General features: G+C 29.9%; 15 protein-coding genes. All 15 read left to right on the top strand.

Annotation, left to right across the window (positions count from 1 at the left end; genetic code table 11):
* Positions 1-6: 6 nt before the first annotated feature.
* Positions 7-531 (top strand): DUF177 domain-containing protein, encoded by a 525-nt coding sequence (locus ACTG47_RS05790; protein ID WP_169466205.1) that lies wholly within the window; start codon positions 7-9, stop codon positions 529-531.
* Between the two features lie 24 nt (positions 532-555).
* Positions 556-732, top strand: coding sequence for a 50S ribosomal protein L32 (gene rpmF / locus ACTG47_RS05795; protein ID WP_003419113.1), 177 nt, complete (start codon positions 556-558; stop codon positions 730-732).
* Between the two features lie 203 nt (positions 733-935).
* Entirely contained in the window at positions 936-1,493 is a 558-nt protein-coding gene (gene fapR, locus ACTG47_RS05800; protein ID WP_003419115.1) for a transcription factor FapR, read from the top strand.
* 10 nt (positions 1,494-1,503) lie between these two features.
* Positions 1,504-2,526 (top strand): phosphate acyltransferase PlsX, encoded by a 1,023-nt coding sequence (gene plsX, locus ACTG47_RS05805; protein WP_479926449.1) that lies wholly within the window; start codon positions 1,504-1,506, stop codon positions 2,524-2,526.
* A 25-nt stretch (positions 2,527-2,551) separates the two neighbouring features.
* Positions 2,552-3,538, top strand: a complete 987-nt coding sequence (locus tag ACTG47_RS05810) for a beta-ketoacyl-ACP synthase III (protein ID WP_479926450.1) — start codon at positions 2,552-2,554, stop codon at positions 3,536-3,538.
* A gap of 108 nt (positions 3,539-3,646) precedes the next feature.
* Positions 3,647-4,576: an enoyl-[acyl-carrier-protein] reductase FabK gene (gene fabK / locus ACTG47_RS05815; RefSeq protein WP_479926451.1), complete on the top strand. Its 930-nt coding sequence runs from the start codon at positions 3,647-3,649 to the stop codon at positions 4,574-4,576.
* A gap of 15 nt (positions 4,577-4,591) precedes the next feature.
* Positions 4,592-5,542, top strand: a complete 951-nt coding sequence (fabD, locus tag ACTG47_RS05820) for an ACP S-malonyltransferase (RefSeq protein WP_479926452.1) — start codon at positions 4,592-4,594, stop codon at positions 5,540-5,542.
* Positions 5,542-6,291, top strand: a complete 750-nt coding sequence (fabG, locus tag ACTG47_RS05825) for a 3-oxoacyl-[acyl-carrier-protein] reductase (protein ID WP_479926453.1) — start codon at positions 5,542-5,544, stop codon at positions 6,289-6,291. The genes fabD and fabG overlap by 1 nt, the downstream gene beginning before the upstream one ends.
* 64 nt (positions 6,292-6,355) lie before the next feature.
* A complete protein-coding gene (acpP, locus tag ACTG47_RS05830; protein WP_169466192.1) occupies positions 6,356-6,580 on the top strand; it encodes an acyl carrier protein in 225 nt (74 codons plus the stop codon).
* Between the two features lie 28 nt (positions 6,581-6,608).
* Positions 6,609-7,847, top strand: coding sequence for a beta-ketoacyl-ACP synthase II (gene fabF, locus ACTG47_RS05835; protein ID WP_169466190.1), 1,239 nt, complete (start codon positions 6,609-6,611; stop codon positions 7,845-7,847).
* 194 nt (positions 7,848-8,041) lie between these two features.
* Entirely contained in the window at positions 8,042-9,760 is a 1,719-nt protein-coding gene (locus tag ACTG47_RS05840) for a tetratricopeptide repeat-containing diguanylate cyclase (RefSeq protein WP_479926454.1), read from the top strand.
* A 30-nt stretch (positions 9,761-9,790) separates the two neighbouring features.
* The gene (locus ACTG47_RS05845) at positions 9,791-11,791 is read left to right on the top strand and encodes a sigma-54 interaction domain-containing protein (RefSeq protein WP_479926455.1); all 2,001 of its coding nucleotides are present in this window, start codon (positions 9,791-9,793) and stop codon (positions 11,789-11,791) included.
* 351 nt (positions 11,792-12,142) lie between these two features.
* Positions 12,143-12,388, top strand: coding sequence for a TIGR03905 family TSCPD domain-containing protein (locus ACTG47_RS05850; protein WP_169466184.1), 246 nt, complete (start codon positions 12,143-12,145; stop codon positions 12,386-12,388).
* Between the two features lie 35 nt (positions 12,389-12,423).
* Entirely contained in the window at positions 12,424-13,149 is a 726-nt protein-coding gene (locus ACTG47_RS05855) for a gamma-glutamyl-gamma-aminobutyrate hydrolase family protein (protein ID WP_479926456.1), read from the top strand.
* A gap of 21 nt (positions 13,150-13,170) precedes the next feature.
* Positions 13,171-14,484 carry an APC family permease gene (locus tag ACTG47_RS05860; RefSeq protein ID WP_479926457.1) on the top strand — a complete coding sequence of 438 codons (1,314 nt, stop codon included), beginning with the start codon at positions 13,171-13,173 and terminating at the stop codon, positions 14,482-14,484.
* The last annotated feature ends 108 nt before the right edge of the window (positions 14,485-14,592 follow it).

Here is a 14,592-nt window from a genome sequence, read left to right on the forward strand (position 1 = left end):
AACTTAATGAAAGTTAGCATAGAAAAAATAAATAGAAAAGAAACTGATAAAATAGACTTGAATTTTTGTGAAAAAATTGATACTATTAGTTATTGTGATGAGATTTACAAATTAGTATCACCTGTAAATTTAAAAGGGAAAGTGTCAAAGACTAATAAAGGTTTATATCTAGATATAGATGTCAATTTTACAATTGTTGACAATTGTTCAAGATGTCTTAAAGCAATAGAAATACCACTAGAGTATTCTATACAAGGTTTTTTAGTAAAAGAAGAAGATTATGATGAAGATGAATTTGAGGAATTTGATCCTTTTATATTCGATGGCGAAGAAATCGACCTTATTGATATAATAGAACAGACATTAGATTTTAATGTACCTCATAAGGTTCTTTGTAGTGAAAACTGTAAAGGTCTTTGTCAAGTATGCGGAGCAAACTTAAATGAAGGAGAATGTTCTTGCAGTGAAATTACAAACGATGAGGAATACATAGATCCTCGTTTTGCTAAATTAAAAGATTTATTTAATTAAATTTTGACTAAGGAGGTGGCGTAAATGGCAGTACCAAAGCGTAAAACGTCTAAATCAAACACAAAAATGAGAAGAGCAGCTAACTCAAAGATGGAAGCAACAGGATTTGTAAGTTGCCCACAATGTCATGAGCCAAAATTACCACATAGAGTGTGTCCAGACTGTGGATATTATAAAGGTAAAGAAGTCGTGTCTAAGTAATAGCTTCTAAAAAACATGTAGAGTATACTCTACATGTTTTTTTTGTACATATAAAAATAAGATGATTTACTAGAGAAATAAGTGGATTTTATGCATATTAAAAAATAGAAAAATAATAATATAAGTATTGAAAATTTTTGTGTGTTACTATATACTACTATTAGTAGCTGGTACTAATTACAGCTATAAAATTTGGAGGGAACATGAAAAAGAAAAGTAAAGCCCAAAGACAAAAAGAGCTTATAGATATGCTAAAGACGGATCCTTTTTATACTGATGAAGAATTATCAAGTCTGTTTGATGTAAGTATACAGACTATAAGATTAGATAGAATGAGTCTAAACATACCAGAGCTAAGAGAAAGAGTCAAATCAATAGCAGAAACTCAGAGTTCAAAAGTAAAGACTTTAGGAGTAAAGGAAATTACAGGAGAAATCATTGATTTATCTGTAGGGCGATTAGGTATATCTATGTTAGAAGTTACACAAGACATGATTTACTCTAAAACTAATACTTTAAAAGATACGTATATATTTTCTCTAGCAGATTCATTGGCAATGGCTATAATAGATGCACCTAAGGTTATTATGAGAGTTGCAAATGTAAAAAGTTTTAAATTGATAGAACAACAAGATAGACTTATAGCAAAAGCAGAAGTATATAGAAATATAGATAAGAAACATTATGTAAAAGTTGTTATCAATAATAAGGCTCAAGAGCAAATATTTAGAGGAAAGTTTATCTTTGAAGAATTAGATTAGGAGGATAATTATGAAAATAGTAATTGATGGAATGGGTGGAGATAATTCACCTAAATCTAATGTAGAGGGCGCAGTAAATGCTATAAAAGAATATAATGTTGATTTAATAATCACAGGAGATAAAGATTTATTAGAAAAGGAATTTTTAAATTATGAATTTGATAGAAATAAACTAGAAATAGTTCATACTACTGAGATTATAGAAAATGAAGATAAACCAGTAAAGGCTATAAGAAGTAAAAAAGATTCTTCTATGGTAGTAGCATTAAACCTTGTAAAAGAAGGAAAGGCAGATGCTATAATATCAGCTGGAAATACAGGAGCCTTACTTGCTGGTGGATTATTTGTTGTTGGTAGAATAAAAGGAATCGATAGACCTTGCTTATGCTCAGCAATACCTAATGTAAAGCGAGGAATGACACTTATAGCAGACTGTGGCGCAAATGCAGATTGTAAACCAAAAAATCTAGTTGAATTTGCAGCTATGAGCAATATCTATGCAAGAAAAGTTTTAGGTCTTGAAAATCCTAAGGTAGCATTAGCAAATGTTGGACTAGAAGAAGGCAAAGGCAATGATTTAGTTAAAAGGTCATATGAAGAAATTAAAAAATTAGATTTAAATTTTATAGGGAATGTAGAAGCTAGAGAAGTTATAAATGCATACACAGATATAATCGTATGTGATGGATTTACAGGTAATATATTACTTAAGTCTGCTGAAGGTGTAGCTCTTTCAGTTATGAGCCTTATAAAGGAAACTTTTATGGCAAGTACAAAAAGCAAAATAGGAGCATTACTTATAAAGGATGATTTAAGAAAATTGAAGAGTTTTATAGATTATTCTGAGTATGGTGGAGCTCCACTTTTAGGTCTAAATGGAGGCGTTATAAAAGCTCATGGAAGCTCTGATGCCAAAGCTATAAAGAATGCTATAAATCAAGGAATAAAATTTGCAAAAGGAAAAGTTGTTGAAGATATCAGTCAATTTATAAGCAAATACAATGAAGAAAATAAAAATAACGAAGATGAATAAACTCGTTTTGGAGGTTTAATATATAATGAATACAAAGGCTGGAATATTAGGAGTAGGAAGTTATCTACCTGAGAAATCATATGATAATTTTCACTTCGAAAAGATAATGGATACATCAGATGAGTGGATAAGTACTAGAACTGGTATTAAGGAAAGAAGATTTGCAGAAGAATCTGAAGCAACTTCTGACCTAGCATCTAAAGCTGCCCTAAAAGCAATAGAACGTGCGAAGTTAAATGTAGAGGATATAGAGTTGATTATATTAGCAACAATTACTCCTGATATGTCTTTGCCTTCAACTGCATGTATAGTACAAGATGCAATCGGAGCAGTAAATGCTACTGCATTTGATATATCAGCAGCTTGTTCTGGATTTGTATATGGAGTAACTATTGCAAAGCAATTTGTAGAAACTGGTTGTTATAAAAATGTACTTGTAATAGGAGCAGAAACTTGTTCTAAGTTTTTAAATTACGATGATAGAGCAACAGCAGTATTATTTGGAGATGGTGCTGGAGCAGCTGTTATTGGACCTGTAAGTGAAGGTGGAATACTATCTACTCATATGGGTTCTGATGGGAAAGGAAAAGATTGTTTAAAGGTACCTGCTGGAGGCTCAAGACTTAAAGCAAGTAAAGAGACTGTAGAAGCTAATCTACATACAATAGAAATGGCAGGTAGTGATGTATTTAAATTTGCAGTTAGAAAGATGGCAGAAACATCTTTAATAGCTCTTGAAAAAGCTAATTTAAATACAACTGACATAGACTATTTAATACCACATCAAGCTAATATAAGAATCATACAAGCTTCTTCTAAGAGATTAGAACTTGATATGAAAAAAGTTTATGTAAATATAAACAAGTATGGAAATATGTCTGCTGCATCTATACCAGTAGCTTTAGACGAAGCTTATAGAGAAGGTAAAATTAAAAAAGGTGATAATGTAGTTTTAGTTGGCTTTGGTGGAGGCCTAACTTGGGGGGCTTCAGTTGTCAAGTGGACTTTATAATATAAACTATCTAAAATGCTTTAATTGACAAAATTAACTTTATATTAAGAGTAAGGTTGATTAATAATAAAAAGTTTACTTTTATGATTTCAAGTGAAGGAGAATTGTATGAATAAAATTTGCAAAATATTAAATATAAAATACCCAGTTATACAAGGGGGAATGGCATGGGTAGCTACTGCATCATTAGCAAGTGCTGTATCTAATGCAGGAGGTCTTGGAATAATAGCAGCAGGAAATGCACCCAAAGAAGCTATAAAAAAAGAAATTATTGAGTGTAAAAAATTAACAGATAAGCCTTTTGGGGTAAATGTAATGCTTATGTCACCATTTGTAGATGATATAATTGATTTAATTATAGAAGAAAAAGTTCAAGTTATTACTACTGGAGCAGGAAATCCTGCAAAATATATGGATAGATTAAAAGAAGCTGGAACAAAAGTTATTCCTGTAGTACCAACAATAGCTTTAGCTCAAAGAATGGAAAAGCTAGGGGCTACAGCAGTAATAGCTGAAGGTACAGAAGGTGGAGGGCACATAGGAGAGCTTACTACTATGGTTTTAGTTCCACAAGTCGCTGATGTTGTCAACATACCTGTAATAGCTGCTGGAGGCATTGTAGATGGTAGAGGTGTTGCTGCTTCTTTTGCATTAGGTGCTAGTGCAGTTCAAGTAGGAACTAGATTTATATGTAGTGAAGAGTGTTCTGTACATTCAAACTACAAAAATTTAGTAATAAAAGCAAAAGATAGAGATGCGATTGTTACAGGAAGAAGTACAGGTCATCCAGTAAGAACATTAAAGAATAAATTATCAAAAGAATTTTTAAAGATGGAGCAAAATGGAGCTACTCCTGAAGAGTTAGATAAAAAAGGAACAGGTGCTTTAAGATTTGCAACAGTAGATGGAGATACAGAAAAAGGTTCATTTATGGCAGGTCAAAGTGCTGCCATGGTAAAAGAAATAACACCTTGTAAAGAAATTATAGAAACTATGGTAAATCAAGCAAAAGAGATTATGCCAGCAATAGAACTATAAATCAGGAGGAGTAAGATGGGAAAAGTTGCACTAGTATTTCCTGGTCAAGGAGCTCAATATGTAGGTATGGCTAAGGATTTATACGAAAATAATGATGTTGCCAAAAACGTAATAGATGAAGCTTGTGAAGCCTTAAAAATGGACTTAAAAAAACTTATGTTTGAAGGCAATGAAGAAGAACTTTCTAAAACTGAAAATACTCAACCTGCTATGGTTACACATAGTGTAGCGGTATTAAAAGCAGTACAAGCTCAAGTAGATTTAAAATATAGTGCATGTTTAGGATTATCTTTAGGAGAGTACAGTGCATTGGTTGCAGCAGATGCAATTGATTTTAAAGATGCTGTGTGCTTAGTCAAAAAAAGAGGTAAGTTTATGCAGGAAACAGTTCCAACTGGTGTTGGAGCTATGGCAGCAATTTTAGGTCTAGATAGAAGTATATTAGAAACTGTGGTTAAAGAGATACAAGGAGGTATTGTAGAAGTAGCAAATTACAACTCTCCTGGTCAAATAGTTATATCTGGCGAAGATAAAAAGATAGAAGAAGCAATGGTGAAATGCAAAGAAGCAGGAGCAAAAAGAGCTGTTAAATTAAATGTAAGTGGTCCTTTTCACTCATCAATGCTAAAAGAAGCTGGAGTAAAATTAGGCAGTGAGTTAGAAAAAGTCAACATAACTAAACCTAAAGTCGATGTAGTAGCAAATGTAAATGCAGATTACTATAAAAATGAAGGTAAAGAACTGCTTATAAAACAAGTAAGCTCATCTGTTCTTTGGGAAGATTCTATAGAAAGACTTTTAAACGATGGATATGATACTTTTGTAGAAATGGGACCTGGGAAAACTTTAAAAGCATTTATCAAGAAGATAGCTTCTAACAAAAAAGCAAATGTGAATATTTATAATATAGATGGTATAGATTCTCTTAATGAATTTGTACAAAATTATAGAAATGGAGAGATATAATGATAAATCTTACAGGACAAGTAGCAGTTGTTACTGGTGGCTCTAGAGGTATAGGCAAAGAAATAGCAAAAAAACTAGCATCTTTTGGGGCTGATGTAGTAATCAATTATACTTCTAAAGAAGATGAAGCACTAAAAACTAAAAATGAAATAGAAGGTATGGGTGTAAAGTGTACTTCTATAAAATGTGATGTGTCTAAATCTGAAGAAGTAAATCAAATGATAGATTCTGTTGTAAAAGAATTTGGAAAAGTTGATATATTGGTTAATAATGCAGGTATAACTAAAGATGCTTTGCTTATGAGAATGAAAGAAGAAGATTTTGATAGAGTCATAGATATAAACTTAAAAGGTGTCTTTAATTGTACAAAAGCAGTTACTAAACCTATGATGAAAAAGAAGTATGGAAGAATAATTAACATGACTTCAGTAGTTGGAATTATGGGTAATGTAGGACAAACTAATTATTGTGCATCAAAAGCTGGTGTAATTGGATTTACAAAAGCTTCTGCAAGAGAATTTGCATCAAGAAATATAAATATAAATGCAGTAGCACCTGGATTTATAGAAACAGACATGACTAAAGTACTAAGTGATGATGTAAAAGAATTGACACTAGCAAATATACCAAAAAAATCTTATGGTAAACCAGAAGATGTAGCAAATGCAGTGGCATTTTTAGTTAGTGACATGTCAAGCTATATAACAGGACAAGTAATAAATGTAGATGGTGGAATGGTAATGCAATAATAAAAAAATAATAATTTAAAAAGTAGAGAAATCTATTAAAATAAAAAATCTTAGGAGGTACACAATGTTTAATAAAGTTGTAGAAATAATAATAGAGCAATTAGGAGTAGAAGATAAAGAAATAACTATGGAAACATCATTAATGAAGGATTTAGAAGCAGATTCATTAGATGCAGTAGAAATAATAATGGCACTTGAAGATGAATTTGGTATAGAAATACCAGATACAGAAGCAGAAAATTTCAAAGCTATAGGAGATATAGTTAAGTATATAGAAGCTAATAAATAGTCGAGCTTTAAAAAAGTGGAGGTATCCGATGAATAAAAGAGTAGTAATAACAGGACTTGGATGTGTTACGCCGTTGGGAACGGGAAAAGACGAGTTCTGGAGCAATATAAAATCTGGAGTATCTGGTATAGATAAAATAACTAATTTCGATGCTAGCACATATCAAACGCAGATAGCAGGAGAAGTTAAGAATTTTCATCCAGAAGAATATATAAGCAAAAAAGAATTGAAGAGATTGGATAAGTTTGCTCAATTTGCAATAGTATCTGCAAAATTAGCAGTTGAAGATGCAAACCTTGATTTAGATAAAGTTGATAGAGAGCGTGTTGGTGTTATAATAGGTTCTGGAATAGGTGGAGTTGAAGCAATAGAAACTCAACACAAAATTCTTTTAGAAAAAGGAAATAAAAGAGTAAGTTCACTTTTTGTACCTATGATGATTGGAAATATGGCGGCTGGTCAAGTTTCAATATTTTTAGGAGCAAAAGGACCTAACACTAATGTATGTACAGCTTGTGCATCAGGGACTCATTCAATAGGTGATGCTTTTAAGGTTATACAAAGAGGCGATGCAGATGTTATGGTAGCAGGAGGTTCTGAAGCTGCTGTAACAGGTCTTGCATTTGCTGGATTCTGTAATATGAAAGCTATGTCAACTAGAAATGATGACCCTAAAACTGCATCAAGACCGTTTGATAAAGACAGAGATGGATTTGTAATGGGAGAAGGAGCAGGTATCGTTATCTTAGAAGACTTAGAACATGCTTTAGCAAGAGGTGCTAAAATATATGCAGAAGTAGTTGGATATGGTTTAACTGCTGATGCATATCATATGACAACTCCAGCTGAAAATGGAGAAGGAGCAGCTAGGTCTATGAATATGGCTTTGAAAGATGGAAATGTTCCATTAGAAGAAGTAGATTATATAAACGCTCATGGAACTTCAACTTACTATAATGATTTGTACGAAACGATGGCTATAAAGACTGTATTTGGGGAAAAGGCATATGATTTGTGTGTATCATCAACAAAATCTATGACTGGCCATTTATTAGGTGCATCAGGAGCTATAGAAGCAGTTGTTTGTGCTATGAGTATAGAGGATAGTTTTGTACCTCCAACTATAAACTTACAAGAAGTTGGAGAAGATTTGGATTTAGATTATGTTCCAAATCAAGGTAAAGAAAGAAATGTTAGATATGCACTATCAAATTCTTTAGGATTTGGTGGGCACAATGCTACAATTATACTAAAAAAATATGTATAAATAAATCGCATGTATTAAATTTACATTGCTTTAAATTCAAAGTCTCCTAAAATATTTTAGGAGACTTTTTTATTAAGATTTAATTCTAGCATATGTTGTAAATCATTTTGATATATTGTATTATAAAGTATTAAGAGGTTATTTATATATATGTAAGTTTCCATTCTACAATATACAGAAGGAGGACTAAAATTTTGAATTTTAGACTACCAAAGAAAAGATTACTAAAGAGTATAATTTTTATAGGTGCAATACTTATTAGTATTATTTTGTTTATAAAATACGACCAAAGTGGGTTGAAAGAAAGAGAAATTATAAATAAGGGAAAATACATGTCTGAAAGTCTTGTGTCAGATAAGAAGTACGATGAAGCAAAAAAAGTGGTTAAAAGTTCTTTTGAAGCTATCCCACAAAAAAAATATAATAAAGTATATGATGAAGTGTGGGATATGTTAAAGACCATTTCATCTGTTCCAGATGGAACAAAGATAGTCATTGATTCATTAGAAAAGATGAGAATGTCAGATGAAAAGTTATCTGATGAGTGCAGATTTAATATAGAAAAAAGATTAGCATCAGTGTACATAATGGATAATAATTATTCCAGAGCAGTAGATTTAACTGTGAAGTCTATAAAGCTGGCTGAAAAATTAGAGGATAATTATGAAAAAGCAAGACTAGATGTTGATTTGGCGAGCATACTTTTAAAGGTAGGTGGCTATGAAACAGGAGAGAAATTAATAAGAAATTCTTTTGATATAGATATTGATGAAGGTGAAAAAAATGGAATGGTTAGATTATATGCTCTTATAAATTTATCAGAAATATATGTAGAATTAGGAGAATATGATAAAGCTATTAAAACAAGTAGTAGAGTAAAAGATTATAAAAAATTTGTAAAGATAGATGATTATAACGATTTTGAGATAATAGCTTCTATAATGCAAGCAAATGCATATGTAGGAAAAAATGATATACCAAAGGCAAGAACTCTTTTAGAAAGAGCTAATTATCTTATAGAATCTGACAAATCAGTTCATATATTGGATAAAGATATGTACTATTATATGGCAATGGGAAATTTAGAGTATAAAAATGAAAATTATAATTCTGCAATAGATAATTATAAAAATAGTTTAGAGATATCTGATAAAAGAAAGTTGATTCAGGAAAAAATAAAAATCTTAAATAAAATACTAAATATATATGAAAAACAAGAAAATGTAAATGCTGTAAATAAGTATCAAAAGATACTAATAAGTGAATATAAAGAGAATAAAAAGATAAGAGACTCAGAGATTAGTTTCTATATAATTGATAAAGTATCAAATGAAAGTGCATTATTTGAGAAAACTAAAAAAGAAATCAAATATTATAAAATATTATTTACAGTAATTATAATTGCTATATTTGGGTCTACTCTTTTATATAATAGACTCAAGTATTTTAAAGCACAAAATTTACATGATGGACTTACAAATGTTTACAATCGAAAAAGTTTCGATATTATGTATGAAAAATATATAGAGAAAGATGATAATTTTGCACTTGTAATGATAGATATTGACAACTTTAAACTTATAAACGATAATTATGGACATAAATTTGGTGATATTGTTATAAAAGGTATAACAAATACTATTTCTGTTATGTTGGAACAAGAAGATAAAGTATTTAGGTATGGAGGCGAAGAGTTTTCTGTGCTAATAAGAAATAAATCTGGTGAAGAGGTAGTAAATATAATTGACAATATAAGAATTGCAATTGCAAATAAAAAATGGGGTGAAGATGTAACTGTGACTATAAGTGCAGGTGTAGCTCATATTTTTGATAGTAAGAATGTATTAGAAGAAGCTGACAAAAATTTATACAAAGCAAAACAACTTGGTAGGAATAAAGTAGTGTATAAGTAATTATGTGCTATATAAATAAGAGGTATAAACATGAAACAATCGATAGCTATAGTAACTGATAAAATAACTAAATTATCACCTTTTTTAGAAGAAAATATACGTTTAGTTTTAGGTGATTACATTGATATAAGCCATTATTATTTAGAAAATCTAAGAGAGGATGATAAAATACAAGGTGACTTTGTGTTGGTAATGACTGATGATAGATTGAATAGTATGAGAAAACATCTGGTACAAGATAGTAAGATTATAGTGGTGAGAAGAACTCTTAAAGAAAATGAAATCTATGGATTATTTTCAATACCAAATGGAACCGAAGTATTAGTCGTAAATGATACAAAAGAAACCACCTTAGAAACAATAAGTTTGTTTTACAAGATAGGAGTAAAGAATTTAAAGTTTACTCCATATATTGAAGGGAAAATTTATAAAAATATAGATATAGCTATAACACCTGGAGTAAAAGAAAAAGTGCCAAGCTATATAAATAAAGTAATCGACCTTGGGAATAGATATATTGATATATCTACTTTTATAGAAATAATAAATGGACTTAGAGTTGATGTTAAGGAAATACGTAAAAACTTAATGGCCTATTCTGAACGTTTGATAAGTCTAGATAATGGAGTAAAAGATAATTATAGACAATTGTTTCTAAAAATGGAAGAACAAGATGTAATATTAAACTTATCAAAAGATGGAATAATATTTACTTCATCAAATGGTGTTATAAATACATTTAATAAAGAAGTTTTAAAAATTTTAGGTATAAATGAAAACCCACAAGGTAAAAACATAGAAGAAGTTATATCTAAAGATTTAAATATTCTACTTGGAGACAAAGAAATAGTCGATGAAGTTGTGTTTACAAATAAAAAATATATAAATGTAAATAAAAAAAATATATTTTCTATGGGGAATAAAGCTGGTATATATTACAATTTACAAGAGATAACCTATATAAAAAAATTAGAACAAAATCTTACTAATAAATTGAGAGAACAAGGACAAATAGCTAAGTATACATTTAAAGACATAAAAACTAAAAATAAAAATATGATAAAGTGTATAGAATTGGCTAAAAAAATATCTAAATCAGACCTTTCTGTTTTAATAATAGGGGAAAGTGGTACTGGTAAAGAATTGTTAGCCCAATCAATCCATAATAGCTCTAATAGAAATAATCAACCATTTATAGCAGTTAACTGTGCAGCAGTTCCAGATAGTCTATTGGAAAGCCAGTTATTTGGATATGAAAAAGGTTCTTTTACAGGAGCTTTAAGAGAAGGGAAAAAAGGATTGTTTGAACTTGCCAATAATGGAACTATATTTCTAGATGAAATAGGAGATATGCCTCCTTTGTTGCAAACAAAATTACTTAGAGTACTTCAAGAAAAGCAAGTTATGCCTATAGGCTCTCATAACGTTATAAATATAGATGTTAGAGTCATAGCGGCAACAAATAAGAATTTACCAAAGATGATTAGAGAAGGAAAATTTAGAGAGGATTTATATTATAGGCTGAATGTATTGCCAATAGATGTACCATCATTAAAAAATAGGAAAGAAGATATAATAGCGCTTATGAATTTCTTTTTAAAACATAATATAAGGCTTTCACCTGAAGTTGTAACTATTTTAGAAAAGTATAATTGGCCAGGAAATATAAGAGAGTTACAAAACGTTGCTTCTTATGTAAGTCTAATGTGTGATAACATGGTTTTTAAAGATGACTTACCACCATATATAAAGACAGAACATGTTGCTAATTATGAAGATGGATTTGGTTATACAAAAAAAGAATTTGTAGATATATTGAGAGTTTTATATGAAAGAAGAGATTCAGCTTCTGGAGTTGGAAGGGGATTTATAATTGAAAAACTTACAGAGGAAGGAATTGAAATTTCTGAAAGTAAAGTTAGAAAGGTGTTGTCTTATTTAAGTGAGTGTGGATATATATCATCTAAATCAGGTAGGTGTGGAAGTCAAATAACTTCAGAGGGTATAAATCTTTACAATAAAATGACTTAAATGTACTGATATTAAAATAAGATATTTTGAACATAAATATTTAAATAAGTGTAAGTTTTTATATTTACAAAATTTAAACTATAGCAGAGATAATATTATACGTTTTAAATCTTTAAAATTAAATACTAATAGGTTTAAGAAATAGGTATAGATAGGTAATAGGTTATTATAAAATAACCTATTACCTATTTTTATTTTTAAAAAGATTGTATATAGAATAAACACTAAAAAATATAGTTAACAAAAGCATTGAAAACGCTATATAAAAAATAAATACAAATAATTATAAATTTTGGCATACATATTGCTAATTATAGAGATAAGACGACAAAATAATTGGGAGGATTAATTATGAAATACAAAACAACAGGGACTTGTGCTACAGAAATTGAATTCGAGGTAAAAGATAATAAAGTTAAAAATGTAAATTTCATTGGTGGATGTGATGGAAATTTAAAAGGACTAAAAGTATTAGTTGAAGGTATGAATATAGAAGATGTAATTAAGAAATTAAAAGGAATTGAATGTAAGACAAAGCCAACATCTTGTCCAGACCAACTTTCTCTAGCATTGGAAAATTATATAAATATAAAATAAATACATAAAACAATCGATTAGTTAGGAGCTTGATTATGAAACCAATAATAGGGATTTTAGGAAATTTAATAATAATGGAGAATGGAATGTTTCCAGGACTTGAAAGGTCATATGTAAATAATGATTATATAAATGCAGTACTAAAAGGTGGAGGTAGTCCAGTTATAATTCCAGTAAATACAGAGAAAGAAGTTATAAAAAAACAGATTGAGATGGTTGATGGAATTTTAATATCTGGAGGATGGGATGTCAATCCTCAATTATATGGAGAAGAAACAAGAGAAGAAACTACATTTATATACCCAGAAGTGGATGAGTTTGATTTAATAGCTATAAGTATAGCATTAGAACTTAAAAAACCTATATTAGGCATATGTAGGGGATTACAAATTTTAAATGTAAGTTTAGGAGGAACTTTACACCAAGATAATAATCTTGTAGAAGGAAGTTATATAAAACATACACAATCCGCAAAAAGATATGTGGCTACTCACAAAGTAGATGTTAAAGAAGGTAGTATTTTAGAAGGAATCTTAGGAAAACAATTACTTACAAACAGTTATCATCATCAAAGTGTTAATCAACTTGGAAAAGGATTAAAAGCCATAGCATATTCAAGAGATGGTATAATAGAAGCTATTCAGAAAGAGGATGAAAAATTTGTAGTAGGAGTACAGTGGCATCCAGAAATGATGGTAGAACACTGTAATAAAATGGAAAAACTGTTTAAATATTTTATAAATATTTGTTCAAATTTATAATATACCTTGGGGGGATTGAACATGAACGAAAAGAATAAAATGGGATTAATAAGTATTATACTTTTAGGTATTAATGCAGTTGTAGGAGCTGGAGTTTTCCTATTACCAGGAGATGCAATGAAATCATTTGGTGTAGCAAGTATATTTGTATATATGTTTGATATGTTGCTAGTTTTATCTATGGCATTTTGTTTTGCTGAGGTAGCAGGGAAATTTAATAAAAATGGTGCTGCATATGTATATACTAAAGAAGCTTTTGGAGATTTTTGTGGTTTTGAAGTAGGTCTTATGAAATGGGTAATAGGATGTATCTCTTGGGGAGCGTTAATAGTAGGTTTTCCTACATCATTGTCAGCAGTATGGGCTCCAGCAGGTGACCCTCATATACAGAAAATTATAATTGTAGCTATGATAGTTGGTCTTACAATTATAAACTTATTAGGTGTATCTTTATCAAAAATTGTACAAAACGTTATAACTGTAGGTAAACTAATTCCATTAATATTATTTATAGGAATAGGTATATTTTTTATAAAAGGAGTTAATTTTACTACTTCAACAATGGTACCTACAGGAGCTGGAGTAACAGAGTTTGGAGCAGCAGCACTTTTAATGTTTTATTCATTTACAGGATTTGAGTCTATAGCAGTTGCAGCAGAAGATATGGAGAATCCTAAAAAGAATATACCAATAGCAATTATAAGTGTAATAGTAATTGCATCAATAATATACATATTAAATCAAGTTGTATGTGTTGGTATACTAGGAGATTCATTATCTAGTACATCTACACCAGTTGCAGATGCTGCAAGAATTTGTTTTGGAAATATGGGTGCAGGATTAGTTACTTTTGGGACATTAGTTTCTGTGGGTGGAATTTGTATGTGTGGTGCTTTTGTAAATCCAAGAAGTTGTGTAGCTTTAGCTGATGATAAAATGTTACCTAGAATATTTGCAAGAAAAGATAAAAAAGGTACACCATATGTAGCAATAATAGCTACTATGATAATTACTATACCAATAGCTTTATCTGGAAGCTTTGCTGAATTAGCAGCAATAAGTGCAGTTGCTAGATTTATACAGTATATACCAACATCTCTATCAGTATTAGTATTTAGAAGGAAAAGACCAGAGTTAGTGGGGACTTTTAAAACTCCATTTGGAGCAGTGATTCCTTTAATTGCAGTATGTGTTGGGACTTGGTTATTATTCCAAGCATCTATGCATCAGCTAATTATGGGATTAGGAGCATTGGCAATTGGAGTACCACTATACTTTATAATGAAGTCTTATAATAGAAAAATTTATGGGGAAGAATTAAAGAAAATAGTTTAATTAAATTATAAATAATAGTTGAAATAAAGCTAGAACTTGGCAGAAAATTAAATATAGATAAATATATATAAGGTTATATTAAAATATTATTGATTTTTTATTTTAGTG

The organism is Clostridioides sp. LIBA-6622 (assembly GCF_056716095.1).